This window comes from Citrobacter sp. RHBSTW-00986 (assembly GCF_013783065.1).
Taxonomy (GTDB): Bacteria; Pseudomonadota; Gammaproteobacteria; order Enterobacterales; family Enterobacteriaceae; genus Citrobacter; species Citrobacter braakii.
The window spans coordinates 4867220-4885096 of record NZ_CP056200.1 but is presented as its reverse complement, the minus strand read 5'-3'; the positions used below and the strand labels follow the sequence as shown (position 1 = coordinate 4885096).

The 17877-nt window shown below is 53.2% G+C and carries 14 protein-coding genes and 1 pseudogene; 9 read left to right on the top strand and 6 right to left on the bottom strand.

Annotated features, from left to right (window positions below; translation table 11 throughout):
* Positions 1-32: 32 nt before the first annotated feature.
* A complete protein-coding gene (hdfR, locus tag HV345_RS23515) occupies positions 33-878 on the bottom strand; it encodes an HTH-type transcriptional regulator HdfR (RefSeq protein ID WP_087121878.1) in 846 nt (281 codons plus the stop codon).
* 106 nt (positions 879-984) lie between these two features.
* Here hdfR and maoP point away from each other — a divergent pair, with 106 nt between their 5' ends.
* On the top strand, positions 985-1323 hold the full coding sequence (gene maoP / locus HV345_RS23510) for a macrodomain Ori organization protein MaoP (RefSeq protein WP_003018025.1): 339 nt from the start codon (positions 985-987) through the stop codon (positions 1321-1323).
* Positions 1324-1348: 25 nt separating this feature from the next.
* Here the strand turns inward: maoP and HV345_RS23505 are convergent.
* Positions 1349-2869: pseudogene (locus tag HV345_RS23505) on the bottom strand (YifB family Mg chelatase-like AAA ATPase).
* A 353-nt stretch (positions 2870-3222) separates the two neighbouring features.
* Here HV345_RS23505 and ilvL point away from each other — a divergent pair.
* From ilvL to ilvA, 6 genes are all read left to right on the top strand, one after another.
* Positions 3223-3321, top strand: coding sequence for an ilv operon leader peptide (gene ilvL, locus HV345_RS23500; protein ID WP_001311244.1), 99 nt, complete (start codon positions 3223-3225; stop codon positions 3319-3321).
* 139 nt (positions 3322-3460) lie between these two features.
* Entirely contained in the window at positions 3461-5107 is a 1647-nt protein-coding gene (gene ilvG / locus HV345_RS23495) for an acetolactate synthase 2 catalytic subunit (protein ID WP_047499578.1), read from the top strand.
* The gene (gene ilvM / locus HV345_RS23490; protein ID WP_003018017.1) at positions 5104-5367 is read left to right on the top strand and encodes an acetolactate synthase 2 small subunit; all 264 of its coding nucleotides are present in this window, start codon (positions 5104-5106) and stop codon (positions 5365-5367) included. Before ilvG ends, ilvM begins: the two co-directional genes overlap by 4 nt.
* A gap of 17 nt (positions 5368-5384) precedes the next feature.
* Positions 5385-6314, top strand: a complete 930-nt coding sequence (locus HV345_RS23485; protein WP_003829030.1) for a branched-chain amino acid transaminase — start codon at positions 5385-5387, stop codon at positions 6312-6314.
* Positions 6315-6471: 157 nt separating this feature from the next.
* Positions 6472-8322, top strand: a complete 1851-nt coding sequence (gene ilvD, locus HV345_RS23480; RefSeq protein ID WP_016157832.1) for a dihydroxy-acid dehydratase — start codon at positions 6472-6474, stop codon at positions 8320-8322.
* A gap of 5 nt (positions 8323-8327) precedes the next feature.
* A complete protein-coding gene (gene ilvA / locus HV345_RS23475) occupies positions 8328-9872 on the top strand; it encodes a threonine ammonia-lyase, biosynthetic (protein WP_016157833.1) in 1545 nt (514 codons plus the stop codon).
* A 63-nt stretch (positions 9873-9935) separates the two neighbouring features.
* Here ilvA and fabV read toward each other — a convergent pair whose 3' ends face one another.
* Together fabV and ilvY are read right to left on the bottom strand one after the other, a co-directional pair.
* Entirely contained in the window at positions 9936-11129 is a 1194-nt protein-coding gene (gene fabV, locus HV345_RS23470) for an enoyl-ACP reductase FabV (protein ID WP_049270475.1), read from the bottom strand.
* 175 nt (positions 11130-11304) lie between these two features.
* Entirely contained in the window at positions 11305-12207 is a 903-nt protein-coding gene (ilvY, locus tag HV345_RS23465; protein ID WP_016155102.1) for an HTH-type transcriptional activator IlvY, read from the bottom strand.
* A gap of 152 nt (positions 12208-12359) precedes the next feature.
* Here ilvY and ilvC point away from each other — a divergent pair, with 152 nt between their 5' ends.
* Entirely contained in the window at positions 12360-13835 is a 1476-nt protein-coding gene (ilvC, locus tag HV345_RS23460) for a ketol-acid reductoisomerase (protein WP_016157835.1), read from the top strand.
* Positions 13836-13890: 55 nt separating this feature from the next.
* Here ilvC and ppiC read toward each other — a convergent pair whose 3' ends face one another.
* Positions 13891-14172 carry a peptidylprolyl isomerase PpiC gene (gene ppiC, locus HV345_RS23455; RefSeq protein WP_016155104.1) on the bottom strand — a complete coding sequence of 94 codons (282 nt, stop codon included), beginning with the start codon at positions 14170-14172 and terminating at the stop codon, positions 13891-13893.
* 145 nt (positions 14173-14317) lie between these two features.
* Between ppiC and rep the strand changes: the two genes are divergently transcribed.
* Complete coding sequence (gene rep, locus HV345_RS23450; RefSeq protein WP_181636114.1) at positions 14318-16339, top strand: DNA helicase Rep; 2022 nt, start codon at positions 14318-14320, stop codon at positions 16337-16339.
* A 47-nt stretch (positions 16340-16386) separates the two neighbouring features.
* Here rep and gppA read toward each other — a convergent pair whose 3' ends face one another.
* Positions 16387-17871: a guanosine-5'-triphosphate,3'-diphosphate diphosphatase gene (gene gppA, locus HV345_RS23445; RefSeq protein ID WP_181636113.1), complete on the bottom strand. Its 1485-nt coding sequence runs from the start codon at positions 17869-17871 to the stop codon at positions 16387-16389.
* Positions 17872-17877: the final 6 nt, after the last annotated feature.

Genomic DNA, 17877 nt, shown 5'->3' with positions numbered 1-17877 from the left:
TTTTACTCCCGGCATCCTTGCCTATATTTTCTTTAATTTTCCAGAATATCTGTTCTCAGCAGATCGCAAATTAGTCCATTTTTATCGCTGTTTTGCAGCCAAACTGCATATAAAGGACGTGAAAGCGTTGTACTGTCGGTAACCGTATGGAGATCGCTTTTGGTTTTGGCCCAGTTGACGGGAAGCCAGCTAAAGCCCTTAATCACTGAAAGTTGCTGCCTGGCCAATTCTGCCGAACTGGTGGTGAGTACCGGCACTTCATCTCCCGCTATTAGTCCCGCTTCGTGTTGTTGAAAATCGGGTCCCCATTCCAGGCGTAAATAATTCAGCTCATCTTTGGTTTGCGAAGGAGAGCTGCAATAGAGCGCCAGCGTGAAATATCCCAACAGTTGGCTGCTAAATTCGTCCATTTTGGGTGTTTCGGTAGTAATCAGTAGATCAAGCTGTCGTTCATGAAGCTGTTTTACTAACGATTGGCGTTGAGCGATCCTCGCTTCAAACTGCAGGCTGGATTGTGGCTCCTGAGATTGATACAAACGCTTCAACCAGTCATTAAGCATGCACTCCCAGAGAGATGCGCTGGCACCGATAGAAAACTCGTTATGCCGCGAGGTATTCGCGACTTCCTTACGTGCTGCCTGCCACGTATTCATCAACGTTTCGGCGTAAGGCAATAATTTTTCACCTGCAGCGGTTAAACGGATATTGTTTCTGTGTCGGGTGAACAGGTTTACACCCAATTGATTTTCCAGTTGTCTGATCCGGAAACTAACCGCTGATTGGGTCAGGTAGAGCGCTTCAGCAGCCCTGCCAAAGTGGCGTGTCCGGCTAACTTCCAGGAAAGTTTTTAACAATTCCGTATCCACAACTCGCTCCATAAAATTATTTGTCGTTATGATTTAAATCTTTTGTTTGACGCTCTGTCAAGCGTAACTAATACTCCGCGCCATAAATAGCTCGGCCAAAGAATTAGGAGCGTGCAGGATGGCGGAAAGCTTTACGACGACTAATCGATATTTCGATAATAAATATTATCCCCGCGGATTCTCCCGTCATGGTGATTTCACCATTAAAGAAGCACAACTGCTTGAGCGTCACGGTTATGCTTTCAACGAGCTGGATCTGGGCAAGCGTGAGCCGGTAACTGAAGAAGAAAAACTGTTTGTTGCGGTATGCCGTGGTGAACGTGAGCCGGTTACCGAAGCTGAACGTGTGTGGTCTAAATACATGACGCGTATTAAGCGTCCAAAACGTTTCCACACCTTATCGGGTGGGAAACCTCAGGTGGAAGGCGCAGAAGACTACACCGAATCTGATGATTAATAAAAAAAGGGCGAAAGCCCTTTTTTTATGTCAGTAATTTCTGCAGATGAATGAGTAACCTGTCTATCGCTCGGTACCCAACGGCCTCCTGTAAATGCTGGCGAGAGATGTGATCACATTGTTCGATATCCGCAATCGTTCGAGCGACCTTAATCAGGCGCAGCCAGGCGCGGATAGACAATCCGAGATGCGCGAGCGTTTCTTCAAGCCACTGTGCATCGTCGCTACGCAGTAGGCAGTATTTATGGATATCCTGACTGTCCAGATGTGCGTTTAACTTATTTTGCCGCTGATACTGACGCTCTCGCGCTGCCATAACACGTTGCTTCACCGTTGCGCTATTTTCCCCTTTCATCGCGTTCTGGCTGAGTATACCGGGCGGCGGTTAGGGAATTTCGAGGGAGAGGTCGAAGCGGTCAAGAAATGGACCTGACAATCGATTTAGGTAGCGCAGCGTCTGTTCTGGGGTACAGCGGTTATGGTTCCCCTGATAATGGCCCGTCGGGCTTGGATTCATCGCAGCTATGAGTTGAAAGCGTGCGGGATAGGTTATTTTTGCTCTGGTGCGGGATAGATGGATCTGCCCGGACTCGATGGGTTCGCGCAGTGCATCCAGCGTGCGCCGCTCAAACTCGGGTAGTTCATCCAGAAACAGTATGCCGTTGTGCGCTAAAGAGATCTCTCCTGGCGCAGGAATAGAGCCTCCACCGACCATGGCGGTTAATGAAGCACTGTGATGTGGCGAGCGAAAAGGGCGCTGCTTCCACTGTTTTTGTATCGTGTCGGAATGGATCAGACTGAGTATCGCGGCACTTTCCAGCGCTTCATCGTTGCTAAGTGGAGGGAGTAGCCCTCTGAGTCGACTGGCTAGCATAGTCTTTCCCGTACCCGGCGGGCCGATGAGCAAGAGGTTGTGGCCGCCTGCTGCGGTAAGCTCCAGCCCGCGTTTACCCTGTTCCTGGCCGATAACATCACTCAGATCATCAGCTAATGCGTTAGGCGTAAAATCTGCGGATGATGGCCTGTCTAAATCATGCTTACCTTCGAGAAATGCGCATACGGTCTGCAGGTGATCGGCGATCAGGCACCCTTCGCCGTGTATCAGTCCAACTTCAGCGGCATTCTCTTTTGCGACAATAATTCGCCTGCCTGCACGAATGGCCTCGGTTGCGCTTGATATCGCGCCGGGAACGCCGCGTAGCGCGCCTGTAAGCGCTAATTCACCTACCAGCTCGTAGGTGTCGAGATTGTGGGGTGTAAGCTGCTCAGAAGCGGCCAGAAGCGCAACAGCGATAGGTAAATCATATCGCCCCCCTTCTTTCGGGAGATCGGCCGGAGCGAGGTTTATAGTTATCTTCTTTGCCGGGAATTCATAACCGCTATTAATAATCGCGCTGCGTACCCGATCGCGAGCCTCTTTCACCGTCGTTTCGGGCAGCCCCACCATGGTTAAACCAGGCAGGCCGTTGCTGATATGTACCTCGATGGTAATGGCTGGCGCATTCACGCCTAGCGCGGCGCGTGTGTGAACAATCGATAGTGACATAATTCCTCCTGATAAAAGTATTATGTCGTAATACATCGCGGCAAGATTTCATATAATTGCGGTTTTTAGATGCTGATTCCCGTATTTTTGCGCAACGTATAACTGCTTGCATTAAGCCTGGAATGACGCCCGCAAATGCTTTTGAATGGTGTTTGTATTGGGGATCGGGTTACCGAGGATCGCCTGAAGCGTGAAATATTTTCATTTTTGATTTTTTTGTATAAAAAACAACGGTATTTATCTAAACCGTTAACGACGTCAGAAAAACGAATAAAAAAATATCTTGTGTCATTTGCAAATTCTATGGTAACTCTTTAGGTATTCCTTCGAACAAGATGCAAGAAAATACAAAAATGACAGCCCTTCTACGAGTGATTAGCCTGGTCGTGATTAGCGTGGTGGTGATTATTATCCCACCGTGCGGGGCTGCACTTGGACGAGGAAAGGCTTAGAAAACAAACCTTAACGAACTAAGACCCCCGCACCGAAAGGTCCGGGGGTTTTTTTTGACCTTAAAAACATACACGAGGAGCAGAAAGTGAACGGTAGCATAAAATTCTGTTTCTCAAGATTTACGGCGGGGATGTAACTATGAATGGGGCACAGTGGGTGGTACATGCGTTGCGTGCACAAGGGGTTCAAACCGTCTTTGGTTATCCTGGTGGCGCAATTATGCCGGTTTACGATGCGTTGTATGACGGCGGCGTAGAGCACCTGTTGTGCCGACACGAGCAGGGTGCGGCAATGGCGGCGATTGGCTATGCCCGTGCGACCGGTAAAACCGGCGTTTGTATCGCTACCTCCGGCCCTGGCGCAACCAACCTGATCACGGGCCTTGCCGATGCGCTGTTAGATTCTGTTCCAGTGGTGGCGATCACCGGTCAGGTGGCATCACCTTTCATCGGAACGGATGCGTTCCAGGAAGTGGACGTGCTGGGGATGTCTCTGTCCTGCACCAAACACAGCTTCCTGGTACAGTCACTCGAAGAACTGCCGCGTATCATGGCTGAGGCTTTCGCCGTGGCGAATTCCGGTCGTCCGGGTCCGGTTCTGGTTGATATCCCGAAAGACATCCAATTAGCCAGCGGTACGCTGGAGCCATATTTTACGACCGTCGAAAACGTAGAGACGTTTCCGCACGCTGACGTTGAGCAGGCACGTAATATGCTGGCGCAGGCACAAAAACCCATCCTGTACGTAGGTGGTGGCGTAGGTATGGCGCAGGCGGTCCCGGCCCTGCGTGAATTTATCGCGGTAACCCAAATGCCGGTCGCCTGCACGCTGAAAGGTCTGGGCGCAGTAGATGCTGACTACCCGTACTATTTGGGCATGTTGGGAATGCACGGTACTAAAGCCGCGAATTTCGCGGTGCAAGAGTGCGATTTACTGATTGCGGTTGGCGCACGTTTTGATGACCGGGTGACTGGCAAGCTGAATACCTTCGCACCGAACGCCAGCGTAATCCACATGGACATCGATCCAGCGGAAATGAACAAACTGCGCCAGGCACACGTGGCGCTGCAGGGGGATTTAAATTCTCTTCTGCCAGCATTACAGCAATTGATGAAGATTGACGAATGGCGTCAGCACAGCGCTGAACTGCGCGCAGAACATACCTGGCGCTACGACCATCCGGGGGAAGCTATCTATGCGCCACTGTTGTTAAAGCAGTTATCCGATCGCAAACCTGCGGATAGCGTAGTGACAACGGATGTTGGCCAGCATCAGATGTGGTCGGCACAGCATATGACCTACACTCGCCCTGAAAACTTCATCACGTCGAGCGGTCTGGGGACGATGGGCTTTGGCCTGCCAGCAGCGGTTGGCGCGCAGGTTGCTCGCCCGAATGATACGGTAATCTGTATCTCCGGTGACGGTTCCTTCATGATGAATGTACAGGAATTGGGCACCGTAAAACGCAAGCAGTTGCCGCTGAAGATAGTTTTACTCGACAACCAGCGGTTAGGCATGGTGCGACAATGGCAGCAGCTGTTTTTCCAGGAACGTTATAGCGAAACCACCCTTACCGATAACCCCGATTTCCTCATGTTGGCCAGAGCCTTCGGCATTCCTGGTCAACACATCACCCGTAAAGACCAGGTTGAAGCGGCACTCGACACCATGCTGAACAGCGAGGGGCCATACTTGCTTCATGTCTCAATCGACGAACTTGAGAATGTCTGGCCTCTGGTGCCACCTGGCGCCAGTAACTCAGAAATGCTGGAGAAATTATCATGATGCAACATCAGGTCGCCGTTGAGGCTCGTTTCAATCCGGAAACGTTAGAACGTGTTTTACGCGTGGTACGCCATCGTGGTTTTCAGGTGTGCTCCATGAATATGGAAGCCGCCAGCGATGCGCAGAATATAAATATCGAATTGACCGTTGCCAGCCCCCGGTCGGTCGACTTACTGTTTAGTCAGTTAAGTAAACTGGTAGATGTTGCACATGTTGCTATCTGCCAGAGCACAACCACATCACAACAAATCCGCGCCTGAGCGCAAAAGGAAGAAAAATGACGACGAAAAAAGCTGATTACATTTGGTCTAATGGCGAGATGATTCGTTGGGAAGACGCGAAGGTCCACGTGATGTCCCACGCGCTGCACTACGGTACTTCTGTATTTGAAGGGATCCGTTGCTACGATTCTCACAAAGGGCCGGTAGTGTTCCGACATCGCGAACATATGCAGCGTCTGCGTGATTCAGCCAAGATCTATCGTTTTCCCGTTTCTCAGAGCGTTGATGAGCTGATGGAAGCTTGCCGTGAGGTGATTCGTAAAAACAACCTGACCAGCGCCTATATCCGTCCGCTGGTGTTTGTTGGCGACGTAGGGATGGGCGTTAACCCGCCTGCGGGATACACCACTGATGTGATAATCGCCGCGTTCCCATGGGGGGCTTACCTCGGTGCTGAAGCGCTGGAGCAGGGGATCGACGCGATGGTTTCTTCCTGGAACCGCGTTGCACCAAACACGATTCCTACCGCTGCTAAAGCAGGTGGTAACTATCTGTCTTCGCTGCTGGTGGGTAGTGAAGCGCGTCGTCATGGCTACCAGGAAGGCATTGCGCTGGATGTGAATGGCTACATCTCCGAAGGCGCGGGCGAAAACCTGTTTGAAGTAAAAGACGGCATTCTGTTTACCCCGCCGTTTACCTCTTCCGCGCTGCCGGGTATCACCCGTGACGCGATCATTAAGCTGGCGAAAGATCTCGATATCGAAGTGCGTGAGCAGGTGCTGTCTCGTGAATCGCTGTACCTGGCCGACGAAGTGTTCATGTCCGGTACCGCGGCCGAAATCACCCCAGTACGCAGCGTCGATGGTATTCAGGTGGGCGAAGGCCGCTGCGGTCCGGTCACCAAACGCATCCAGCAGGCCTTCTTTGGCCTCTTCACCGGTGAAACGGAAGATAAATACGGCTGGTTGGATTCAGTAAACCAATAACAAAATTAATATTTCCCCAAAATAGTTCACGTTGCAGGAAGACGGCAACGCAGCGAGTCCCCAGGAGCTTACTTTAGTAGGTGACTGGGGGGAGCGAGGCAGCCCTCAGCTGCGGCGTGAAATATACAGGGGAAAGACAGACGGGAGTTAATCAAGCATGCCTAAGTATCGTTCTGCTACCACCACCCACGGCCGCAATATGGCGGGTGCCCGCGCACTGTGGCGCGCCACCGGGATGACCGATGATGACTTCGGTAAACCGATTATCGCTGTGGTGAACTCCTTTACCCAGTTTGTGCCGGGCCACGTCCACCTGCGCGATCTCGGTAAGCTGGTTGCCGAACAAATCGAAGCCTCAGGCGGCGTGGCGAAAGAGTTCAACACCATTGCCGTGGATGATGGTATCGCCATGGGTCATGGCGGCATGCTTTATTCACTGCCGTCGCGTGAGCTGATCGCCGATTCAGTGGAATATATGGTTAACGCCCACTGCGCCGATGCGATGGTCTGCATCTCTAACTGCGATAAAATCACCCCCGGGATGTTAATGGCCTCTCTGCGGCTAAACATTCCGGTGATCTTTGTTTCCGGCGGCCCAATGGAAGCCGGGAAAACCAAGCTCTCTGACCAAATCATCAAGCTTGATCTGGTTGATGCGATGATTCAGGGCGCAGACCCGAAAGTCTCCGACTCGCAGAGCGAGCAGGTTGAACGTTCGGCCTGTCCGACCTGCGGCTCGTGCTCCGGGATGTTCACCGCCAACTCGATGAACTGTCTGACCGAAGCGCTGGGTCTGTCGCAGCCGGGTAACGGTTCGCTGTTGGCGACTCATGCCGACCGTAAAGAGCTGTTCCTCAACGCAGGTAAACGCATCGTTGAGCTGACCAAACGCTACTACGAGCAGGATGACGCTTCAGCCCTGCCGCGCAACATTGCCAGCAAGGCGGCGTTTGAGAACGCCATGACGCTGGATATCGCGATGGGCGGCTCCACCAACACCGTTCTGCACCTGCTGGCGGCCGCGCAGGAAGCGGAAATCGACTTCACCATGAGTGATATTGATAAGTTGTCCCGCAAAGTCCCGCAACTGTGTAAAGTTGCGCCGAGTACGCAGAAATACCATATGGAAGACGTGCACCGCGCGGGCGGCGTACTGGGCATTTTAGGTGAGCTGGATCGCGCCGGGCTACTGAACCGCGACGTGAAAAACGTGCTGGGGCTGACTCTGCCGCAAACGCTCGATAGTTATGACGTTATGCTGACCAAAGACGACGCGGTGAAAAAAATGTTCCGCGCAGGTCCGGCTGGCATCCGTACCACCCAGGCGTTCTCACAGGATTGTCGTTGGGACACCCTGGATGATGACCGCGCAGAAGGTTGCATTCGCTCGTTGGAACATGCTTACAGCAAAGACGGCGGCCTGGCAGTCCTGTACGGTAACTTCGCGGAAAACGGCTGTATCGTAAAAACCGCTGGTGTGGATGACAGCATCCTGAAATTCACCGGCCCGGCAAAAGTGTATGAAAGCCAGGACGATGCGGTTGAAGCTATCCTCGGCGGTAAAGTGGTTGCCGGCGACGTGGTGGTGATTCGCTACGAAGGGCCGAAGGGCGGGCCAGGCATGCAGGAAATGCTCTACCCAACCACCTTCCTGAAATCGATGGGTCTCGGTAAGGCCTGCGCGCTGATTACCGACGGTCGTTTCTCTGGCGGTACTTCGGGGCTTTCCATTGGTCACGTTTCTCCTGAAGCGGCCAGCGGCGGTAATATCGCAATTATCGAAGATGGCGACATGATTGCTATCGATATCCCGAATCGTGGCATTCAACTGCAACTGAGCGATGCGGAAATCGCTGCGCGCCGTGAAGCGCAAGAAGCTCGTGGTGACAAAGCCTGGACGCCAAAAGATCGTCAGCGTCAGGTCTCCTTTGCGCTGCGCGCTTACGCCAGCCTGGCAACCAGCGCCGACAAAGGTGCGGTGCGCGATAAGTCGAAACTAGGGGGATAATGACCATGGCGGATTCTCAACCCCTCTCCGGCGCTCCAGAAGGCGCCGAGTATCTCAGAGCAGTGCTGCGTGCGCCGGTATACGAAGCGGCGCAGGTCACACCGCTACAAAAAATGGAAAAACTCTCTTCGCGCCTCGATAACGTGATTCTGGTGAAGCGCGAAGACCGTCAACCCGTTCACAGCTTCAAGCTGCGCGGTGCCTATGCCATGATGGCCGGTCTGACCGAAGAGCAAAAAGCGCATGGAGTAATCACCGCATCGGCAGGTAATCATGCTCAGGGCGTAGCTTTCTCTTCTGCGCGATTAGGCGTGAAGGCGCTGATTGTCATGCCTACGGCTACCGCTGATATCAAAGTCGATGCCGTTCGCGGTTTCGGTGGTGAAGTACTGCTACACGGCGCGAATTTTGATGAAGCCAAAGCCAAAGCGATTGAGCTGTCGCAGCAGCAGGGTTTTACCTGGGTTCCTCCGTTCGACCATCCGATGGTGATTGCCGGGCAGGGCACGCTGGCACTGGAGTTATTGCAGCAGGATGCCCACCTTGATCGTGTATTCGTGCCGGTGGGCGGTGGCGGATTAGCGGCAGGCGTGGCGGTGCTGATCAAACAGCTGATGCCGCAGATCAAAGTGATTGCCGTTGAAGCTGAAGACTCAGCCTGCCTGAAAGCGGCGCTGGATGCCGGTCAACCGGTCGATCTGCCGCGTGTTGGCCTCTTTGCTGAAGGCGTGGCGGTGAAACGTATCGGCGACGAAACCTTCCGTTTGTGCCAGGAGTATCTCGACGACATCATCACTGTCGATAGCGACGCTATCTGTGCGGCAATGAAAGATCTGTTCGAGGATGTGCGCGCGGTGGCGGAACCATCCGGTGCGCTGGCGCTGGCGGGGATGAAAAAGTACATTGCCCAGCACAACATTCGCGGCGAACGTCTGGCGCATATCCTTTCCGGCGCTAACGTTAACTTCCATGGCCTACGCTATGTTTCCGAACGTTGCGAGCTGGGCGAACAGCGCGAAGCGTTGCTGGCAGTAACTATTCCGGAAGAAAAGGGCAGCTTCCTGAAGTTTTGCCAGCTGTTGGGAGGACGCTCGGTTACCGAGTTTAACTACCGATTTGCTGATGCGAAAGACGCCTGTATTTTTGTTGGCGTCCGTCTGAGCCGTGGGCTGGAAGAGCGTAAGGAAATCCTCCAGTTGCTTAACGAGGGTGGCTACAGCGTAGTGGATTTGTCCGACGACGAAATGGCGAAGCTGCACGTGCGCTACATGGTCGGTGGGCGCCCGTCTAAACCCTTGCAGGAGCGGCTGTACAGCTTCGAATTCCCGGAATCTCCGGGGGCATTGCTCAAATTCCTGCATACCCTGGGGACGCACTGGAATATTTCGTTGTTCCACTATCGTAGTCACGGAACCGATTATGGTCGCGTACTGGCGGCGTTTGAGTTGGGTGAGCACGAACCTGATTTCGAAACGCGACTGAACGAACTGGGTTATGACTGTCATGATGAAACGCATAACCCGGCGTTCAGGTTCTTCCTGGCGGGTTAGCGGCAGCCATTAAAAAAGGGTTCATGTAAAAACATGAACCCTTTTTGCAACTGTATCAGCAGATTACAGCGTGATGACTTCGAATTCGACTTCGGTGTTTACATCCGCATCGTAATCCACTTCGTCGAGACCAAAACCGAACAGATTCAGGAATTCCTGCTTATATCCTGCATAGTCCGTTTTTTGCGCCAGGTTTTCGGTAGTGATCAGCGGCCACAGATCGCGGCATGCCTGCTGAATGTCTTCACGCAGTTCCCAGTCATCCATACGGATACGCTGGTTGTCATCAAGCACCACTTTATCGCCGTACAGGCTGGTGGTCATCAGACGGTTGATCTGCTCGATGCAGCCTTCATGAATGCCCTGTTCTTTCATCAGCTTGAAGACCATGGAGATGTACAGCGGCATCACCGGAATAGCAGAAGAGGCCTGCGTGATAACGGATTTCAGTACAGCAACGTTAGCGGAACCGTTCAGCGGAGCCAGTTGATTACGCAGCGCGCCTGCCGCGCGGTCGAGATCTTCTTTTGCTTTGCCCAGCGCGCCGTGCCAGTAGATTGGCCAGGTCAGGTCAGTACCGATGTAGGAGTAGGCAACGGTTTTCACGCCGTCAGCCAGCACGCCAGCTTCGCTCAGCGCGCCCATCCACAGTTCCCAGTCTTCGCCGCCCATAACGGTGACGGTGTTCTGAACTTCTTCTTCGGTTGCCGGCTCAATGCTGGCGGTTATGATCTGATCTTTGTTGGTATCGATCGCTTTAGAGGTATAAACCTCACCGATTGGCTTCAGCGCAGAACGGACGATTTCACCGGTTTTCGGCATTTTACGTACCGGAGATGCCAGTGAGTAAACCACCAGGTCAATCTGACCCAGGTCTTCTTTGATCAGTTTGATAACTTCGTCGCGACACTCGTCGGAGAACGCGTCGCCGTTGATACTTTTGGAATACAGACCTTCACGTTTTGCGGCCTCATCGAAGGCTGCAGAGTTATACCAGCCCGCGGAACCTGGCTTGGTTTCCGTGCCTGGTTTTTCGAAAAATACGCCGATAGTGGCGGCTCCGCTGCCAAACGCGGCGGAAATTCTGGAAGCAAGGCCGTAACCGGTGGAAGCACCGATGACCAGCACGCGGGAAGGGCCGTTAGCGATTTTCCCGTTTTTCTTCACATAATCGATCTGTTTTTCCACATTGACTTTGCAGCCAGTCGGATGGGTCGTTGTACAGATGAATCCACGAATTTTTGGTTTGATTATCATAATGATGGCTAATTAAGTTTGTATTTTCGCTGTCAAGTGCGCAATGACACCGTCTGTTCTGGCTTGCTAAACGTGATGGTTAACAAGCCCCCCACATCTATTATGGCACGGGACATTATACAGAAAAGGAGCGCCAATACTGAATCTACCACTGATTTTAGGCCTGACGCTGGCGCTACTCGGCGGATTTACGCTCCAGAACAATCTTCCAGAACGCGTCTATGAGCGGCTCATGCAGCCGTTTTTTCGGCGCGCAGACACCCAGCTCGAACGGTGTTTTTTCGTCGCTGCGTTCTAAAATCATCACGCGATTCCGTACCGGCTCCGGGCTATTTTCCAGCACCACTTCCGGCAGCAGAGCCACGCCGCAGCCCAGCGCCACCATCGAGACCATCGCTTCGTGCCCCCCGACCGTGGCGTAAATCGATGGGTTGCTGATTTTGTGACGGCGGAACCACAACTCGATGCGGCGGCGTACCGGCCCCTGGTCGGCCATGATAAACGGCACCGTCGACCAGTCCGGCTTATCGACCGAAACCTGATTCCGTACCGGGCAAGGCAATGCTGGTGCGATCAACACTACCGTTAAATTCTCCAGCATCGAGAATGCTACTGCGCCGGGCAGCGTCTCCGGCTTACCCGCTATTGCCAGATCGGCCTCTCCGGTGACCACTTTGTCCATTGCGTCAGCGGCATCGCCGGTGGTGAGCTTAATTTCAACCGAGGGGTGCTCGGCGCGAAAGCGGTCGAGAATTGGCGGCAGGTGGCTGTAGGCGGCGGTAACCGAGCAGAAGATATGCAGCTCACCCGACAGCGACGGTCCCTGTTGATCGAGGGTGTGGCGCAATTGTTGATACTGCAACAGCGTCTGCTGGGCAAACACTCGCAGCTCTTCGCCTGCTTCGGTCAGCGTGACCGTACGGTTATCGCGCACAAACAGCGCCTGGCCGAGATCTTCTTCCAGCCGTTGGATCTGGCGTGAGAGTGTGGAGGGGCTGACGTGCATTGCCCGCGCACTGCGGCCAAAGTGGCGGCTTTCCGCCAGATGCAGGAACATTTTCAGATCGCGTAAATCCACGGACGAGCCTCCGATTTTCTACGTTGCAGATATTGCAATGTGATGTTGTGAATATATCAATTTCCGCAATAAATTTCCTGTTGTAATGTGGGTTCATTCTCGCTGAAACGCGAACCGAACAATAAGACAGTACAACATCACGAGGTATCACCATGGCTAACTACTTTAATACACTGAACCTGCGCCAGCAGCTGGCGCAGCTGGGCAAATGTCGCTTTATGGGGCGCGACGAATTCGCCGATGGCGCAAGCTACCTTCAGGGTAAAAAAGTGGTCATCGTCGGGTGCGGTGCTCAGGGGCTGAACCAAGGCCTGAACATGCGCGACTCCGGTCTGGATATCTCCTACGCCCTGCGTAAAGAAGCGATTGCTGAGAAGCGCGCTTCGTGGCGCAAAGCGACCGAAAATGGCTTCAAAGTAGGTACTTATGAAGAACTGATCCCGCAGGCAGATCTGGTGGTTAACCTGACCCCGGACAAACAGCACTCCGACGTTGTACGTTCCGTACAGCCGCTGATGAAAGATGGCGCGGCGCTGGGCTACTCCCACGGTTTCAACATCGTCGAAGTGGGCGAGCAGATCCGTAAAGATATCACTGTGGTGATGGTTGCGCCGAAGTGTCCGGGTACCGAAGTGCGTGAAGAGTACAAACGTGGTTTTGGTGTTCCAACCCTGATCGCCGTTCACCCGGAAAACGATCCGAAAGGCGAAGGCATGGCGATTGCCAAAGCATGGGCTGCGGCCACTGGCGGTCACCGTGCAGGCGTGCTGGAATCGTCCTTCGTTGCGGAAGTGAAATCTGACCTGATGGGCGAGCAGACAATTCTGTGCGGTATGCTGCAGGCTGGCTCTCTGCTGTGCTTCGACAAGCTGGTGGAAGAGGGTACTGACCCGGCTTACGCCGAAAAACTGATTCAGTTCGGCTGGGAAACCATCACCGAAGCGCTGAAGCAGGGCGGTATCACCCTGATGATGGATCGTCTGTCTAACCCAGCGAAACTGCGTGCTTATGCGCTGTCCGAACAGCTGAAAGAGATCATGGCGCCACTGTTCCAGAAACACATGGATGACATCATCTCCGGCGAATTCTCTTCAGGCATGATGGCTGACTGGGCCAACGACGATAAGAAACTGCTGACCTGGCGTGAAGAGACCGGCAAAACCGCGTTCGAAACCGCGCCGCAGTTTGAAGGTAAAATTGGCGAGCAGGAGTACTTCGATAAAGGCGTGCTGATGATCGCGATGGTGAAGGCTGGCGTTGAGCTGGCGTTTGAAACCATGGTGGATTCCGGCATCATCGAAGAGTCTGCTTACTACGAATCACTGCACGAACTGCCGCTGATCGCGAACACCATCGCCCGTAAGCGCCTGTACGAAATGAACGTTGTCATTTCCGATACCGCAGAATACGGTAACTACCTGTTCTCTTACGCGTGCGTACCGCTGCTGAAAGAGTTCATGACCACCCTGCAAACCGGAGATCTGGGCAAAGCGATTGCCGAAGGTGCGGTAGACAACGCGCAGCTGCGCGACGTAAACGATGCTATTCGCGGCCATGCTATCGAGAAAGTGGGGCAGAAACTGCGTGGCTATATGACTGATATGAAACGTATTGCTGTAGCTGGCTAAGAGGCTGCAATTTGGCAAAAAAAAAGCCCGGTGGTTGAACACACCGGGCTTTTTATTAGTTACGGTACAGCACTTTAATGATGTGATAACCGAACTGAGTGTGCAGTGGGCCGGTTGGCTCCAGCACCGGGCAGGAGAACACCACTTTATCAAACGCCGGAACCATCTGGCCCTGACGGAATTCGCCTAAATCGCCGCCGCGTTTGCCCGACGGGCAGATAGAGTGTTTCTTCGCCAGTTTACCAAAATCGGCGCCATTTTTGATTTGTTCCAGAAGATCGAGAGCCAGTTTCTCTTCTTTAACAAGGATATGCACTGCTGATGCTGTTTTTGCCATGGTTTGCGCTCTGAGTTGAGTGATAAATCAGGGCGCAATAGTAGCATGTAATCCATGGTCTTCGGCGATGGGCTATGACCGATCCCCCTGGCGTCACTTTCTGCTACAATCCACATCCCCGTGTTTACAGATTGAGCAATCCTCTATGCGTTTGAACCCCGGACAACAACAAGCCGTCGAATTCGTCACCGGACCTTGCCTGGTGCTGGCGGGAGCGGGTTCCGGTAAGACGCGTGTTATCACTAACAAAATCGCACATCTGATCCGTGAATGTGGCTATCAGGCACGACATATTGCGGCAGTAACCTTTACCAATAAGGCTGCGCGCGAGATGAAAGAACGTGTGGCGCAAACGTTGGGTCGTAAAGAAGCGCGCGGGTTGATGATCTCTACTTTCCACACTCTGGGACTGGATGTCATTAAGCGTGAATACGCCGCGCTAGGGATGAAGTCGAACTTCTCGTTGTTTGATGATACTGACCAGGTGGCCCTGCTTAAGGAATTGACCGAAGGGCTAATTGAAGACGATAAGCTTATCCTTCAACAATTGATTTCAACGATCTCCAACTGGAAAAACGATCTGATGACCCCAGCGCAGGCGGCAGCCAATGCAAAGGGTGAACGCGATCGTATTTTTGCCCACTGCTATGGTCTGTATGACGCGCATATGAAGGCGTGTAACGTCCTCGATTTTGACGATCTGATCCTGCTCCCCACGCTGCTGTTGCAGCGCAATGAAGAAGTACGTGAACGTTGGCAAAACCGAATCCGCTATCTGCTGGTGGATGAATATCAGGATACCAACACCAGCCAGTACGAGTTGGTGAAGTTGCTGGTGGGGAAACGCGCGCGCTTTACCGTCGTGGGTGATGACGATCAGTCGATCTACTCCTGGCGCGGTGCACGTCCGCAGAACCTGGTACTGTTAAGCAAAGATTTTCCGGCGCTGCAGGTGGTGAAGCTGGAGCAAAACTATCGCTCATCAGGGCGTATCCTGAAGGCGGCGAACATCCTTATTGCTAACAACCCGCACGTCTTTGAAAAACGGCTCTTTTCTGAGCTGGGCTACGGCGCTGAGCTGAAGGTGTTGAGTGCGAATAATGAAGAGCACGAAGCGGAACGCGTGACCGGGGAACTGATTGCCCATCACTTTGTGAACAAGACGCAGTATAAAGACTACGCCATCCTGTATCGCGGTAATCATCAGTCGCGAGTGTTCGAAAAGTTTCTGATGCAAAACCGCATCCCGTACAAAATTTCCGGCGGGACGTCGTTCTTCTCACGTCCGGAGATTAAAGATCTGCTGGCCTATCTGCGCGTGCTCAGCAACCCGGATGATGACAGTGCATTTTTGCGCATCGTAAATACGCCAAAGCGTGAAATCGGTCCGGCCACGCTGCAAAAGTTGGGGGAATGGGCGATGACGCGTAATAAAAGCCTGTTTACCGCCAGCTTTGATATGGGACTTAGCCAGACGCTAACCGGGCGTGGATATGATTCTCTGACCCGCTTTACGCACTGGCTGGGTGAAATTCAACGTCTGGCGGAGCGCGAGCCGGTTGCCGCCGTACGCGATCTGATCCACGGCATTGATTACGAATCCTGGCTGTATGAAACCTCGCCGAGCCCGAAAGCGGCCGAAATGCGTATGAAAAACGTCAACACGCTGTTCAGCTGGATGACGGAGATGCTGGAAGGTAGTGAGCTGGAAGAGCCAATGACCCTGACTCAGGTCGTTACCCGCTTTACCCTGCGCGACATGATGGAGCGCGGAGAGAGCGAAGAAGAGTTGGATCAGGTGCAGTTGATGACGCTGCATGCTTCAAAAGGACTGGAGTTCCCGTACGTATTTATGGTGGGAATGGAAGAAGGATTTTTGCCGCATCAGAGCAGCATCGATGAAGACAACATCGACGAAGAGCGTCGTCTGGCTTACGTCGGGATTACGCGTGCGCAGAAAGAACTTATCTTCACGCTGTGTAAAGAGCGCCGCCAGTACGGTGAACTGGTTCGACCGGAACCGAGCCGGTTCCTGTTGGAACTACCACAAGATGACGTTATCTGGGAACAGGAGCGTAAAGTGGTGAGTGCCGAGGAGCGGATGCAAAAAGGGCAGGCCAGCATTGCCAATATTCGGGCGATGATGGCGAAAGCCAAAGAGAAATAGGTATTTTGTAGGCCGGATAAGCGTAAGCGCTATCCGGCAGCCAGCATCTAATGCACTTCCAGCGGCCAGTGGACATAGCTTTGCCACTGTATTTCCTGATCGATTAACTCTGTACCTAATGGATGATGTTCCAGCCAGCCTTCCGGTAGCGTTAACGTCAGATTCTCATCCTGAGCTTGCAGGGTGATATGTGGCACTAAATCGTCGCGACGGCGAGCGGCGAAAATGATCGCCAGGCGTAGCAAACGGCAAAGGTGCTCAGCGATGCGTGGTGGCACAGCGTTTTGCTGGTGGAGTGAAGAGAGATCGACCGGATTAGTTTGGTTGAGCAACAGCGTGGCTAACAGTTTTTTCTGCGCGGGAGTAAAGCCCGGGAGATCGAGATTACGTACCAGCCAGGCGGCATGCAGTGGCGCCTGCTTATATTCTACGCTCAGTCCTATTTCATGCAACTGACAGGCACTTTGCAGCAGTTCACGACAAATGGCTTCAAGATGCCACTCATCTTTCACCTGTTCGAGTAAATGTACAGCCAATTGCGTGACGCGATTCGCCTGATCGGTGTCGACCATAAATCGACGCTGAATATTACGCAGCGTACGGCTGCGAATGTCCTGATCAACCGGCAAGTGCAGCATTCCGTAGACCAGACCTTCGCGTAGTGCGCCGCCGGCCAGTGTCATGCATTGAATATTCAGTTCGGTGAAAATGGCGATCAGAATGGCCAGTCCGCTGGGAAAAACCAGTGCGCGTTCGAGCGTTAACCCTTCTATTTCCAGCTCTTCCAGACGACCACAATGAATGGCGCGCTGTTTAAGCTGCTGAAGCTTGGCCAACGTAATGCGCTCATCCATGCCTTGCGCCATCATGATTTCCTGTAACGCCTGGACGGTGCCAGAGGCACCAACGCAAACTTTCCAGCCATGAAAACGCAGTTTGTCGGCGACCGGGCGCAGAACTTCGCGAGCCGCTTTCTCTGCTTCGTCAAAGTTTTCCTGTGCCAGATTACGATTGGTGAAATACCTTTCGAGCCAGGTGACGCAGCCCATTGACAGGCTGAACAGAGAGGTGGTTTGCGCGCCGGAGCCGGTAACCAGTTCAGTGCTGGCACCGCCAATATCAACGACAAGACGCTGATCGGCACCGCCGGTGGTGTGGGCAACACCTTGATAAATCAGCCGCGCTTCTTCTTCGCCGCTGATGACCTGGACAGGACAGCCGAGGATCTCTTGCGCTTTGGCGATAAACTCATCGGCGTTTACCGCGATGCGTAATGTTGCCGTGGCGACCACGCGGATTTGCGGCTGAGGGATATCCTGCAGACGTTCAGCAAACAGGCGCAGGCATTGCCAGCCGCGCTCCATAGCTTCAGCGGAAAGAACGTTGTCGCTGTTGAGGCCAGCGGCCAGACGCACCTTGCGTTTAATACGCGTGAGTGTCTGAATGCTTCCCGCCACCTCGCGTACAACCAGCATATGAAAACTATTCGAGCCTAAATCAATTGCGGCGTACAGCGAAGTGGTTGTGAGCATATCTAA

Excerpts from the sequence above, each read along its gene's own strand:
- ilvC (WP_016157835.1), top strand. The coding sequence starts at position 12,360 with ATGGCTAACTACTTTAATACACTGAACCTGCGCCAGCAGCTGGCGCAG.
- ilvA (WP_016157833.1), top strand. The coding sequence starts at position 8,328 with ATGGCGGATTCTCAACCCCTCTCCGGCGCTCCAGAAGGCGCCGAGTAT.
- ilvM (WP_003018017.1), top strand. The coding sequence starts at position 5,104 with ATGATGCAACATCAGGTCGCCGTTGAGGCTCGTTTCAATCCGGAAACG.
- gppA (WP_181636113.1), bottom strand. The coding sequence starts at position 17,871 with ATGCTCACAACCACTTCGCTGTACGCCGCAATTGATTTAGGCTCGAAT.
- ilvG (WP_047499578.1), top strand. The coding sequence starts at position 3,461 with ATGAATGGGGCACAGTGGGTGGTACATGCGTTGCGTGCACAAGGGGTT.
- rep (WP_181636114.1), top strand. The coding sequence starts at position 14,318 with ATGCGTTTGAACCCCGGACAACAACAAGCCGTCGAATTCGTCACCGGA.
- fabV (WP_049270475.1), bottom strand. The coding sequence starts at position 11,129 with ATGATAATCAAACCAAAAATTCGTGGATTCATCTGTACAACGACCCAT.
- ppiC (WP_016155104.1), bottom strand. The coding sequence starts at position 14,172 with ATGGCAAAAACAGCATCAGCAGTGCATATCCTTGTTAAAGAAGAGAAA.
- ilvL (WP_001311244.1), top strand. The coding sequence starts at position 3,223 with ATGACAGCCCTTCTACGAGTGATTAGCCTGGTCGTGATTAGCGTGGTG.
- maoP (WP_003018025.1), top strand. The coding sequence starts at position 985 with ATGGCGGAAAGCTTTACGACGACTAATCGATATTTCGATAATAAATAT.
- hdfR (WP_087121878.1), bottom strand. The coding sequence starts at position 878 with ATGGAGCGAGTTGTGGATACGGAATTGTTAAAAACTTTCCTGGAAGTT.
- HV345_RS23485 (WP_003829030.1), top strand. The coding sequence starts at position 5,385 with ATGACGACGAAAAAAGCTGATTACATTTGGTCTAATGGCGAGATGATT.
- ilvD (WP_016157832.1), top strand. The coding sequence starts at position 6,472 with ATGCCTAAGTATCGTTCTGCTACCACCACCCACGGCCGCAATATGGCG.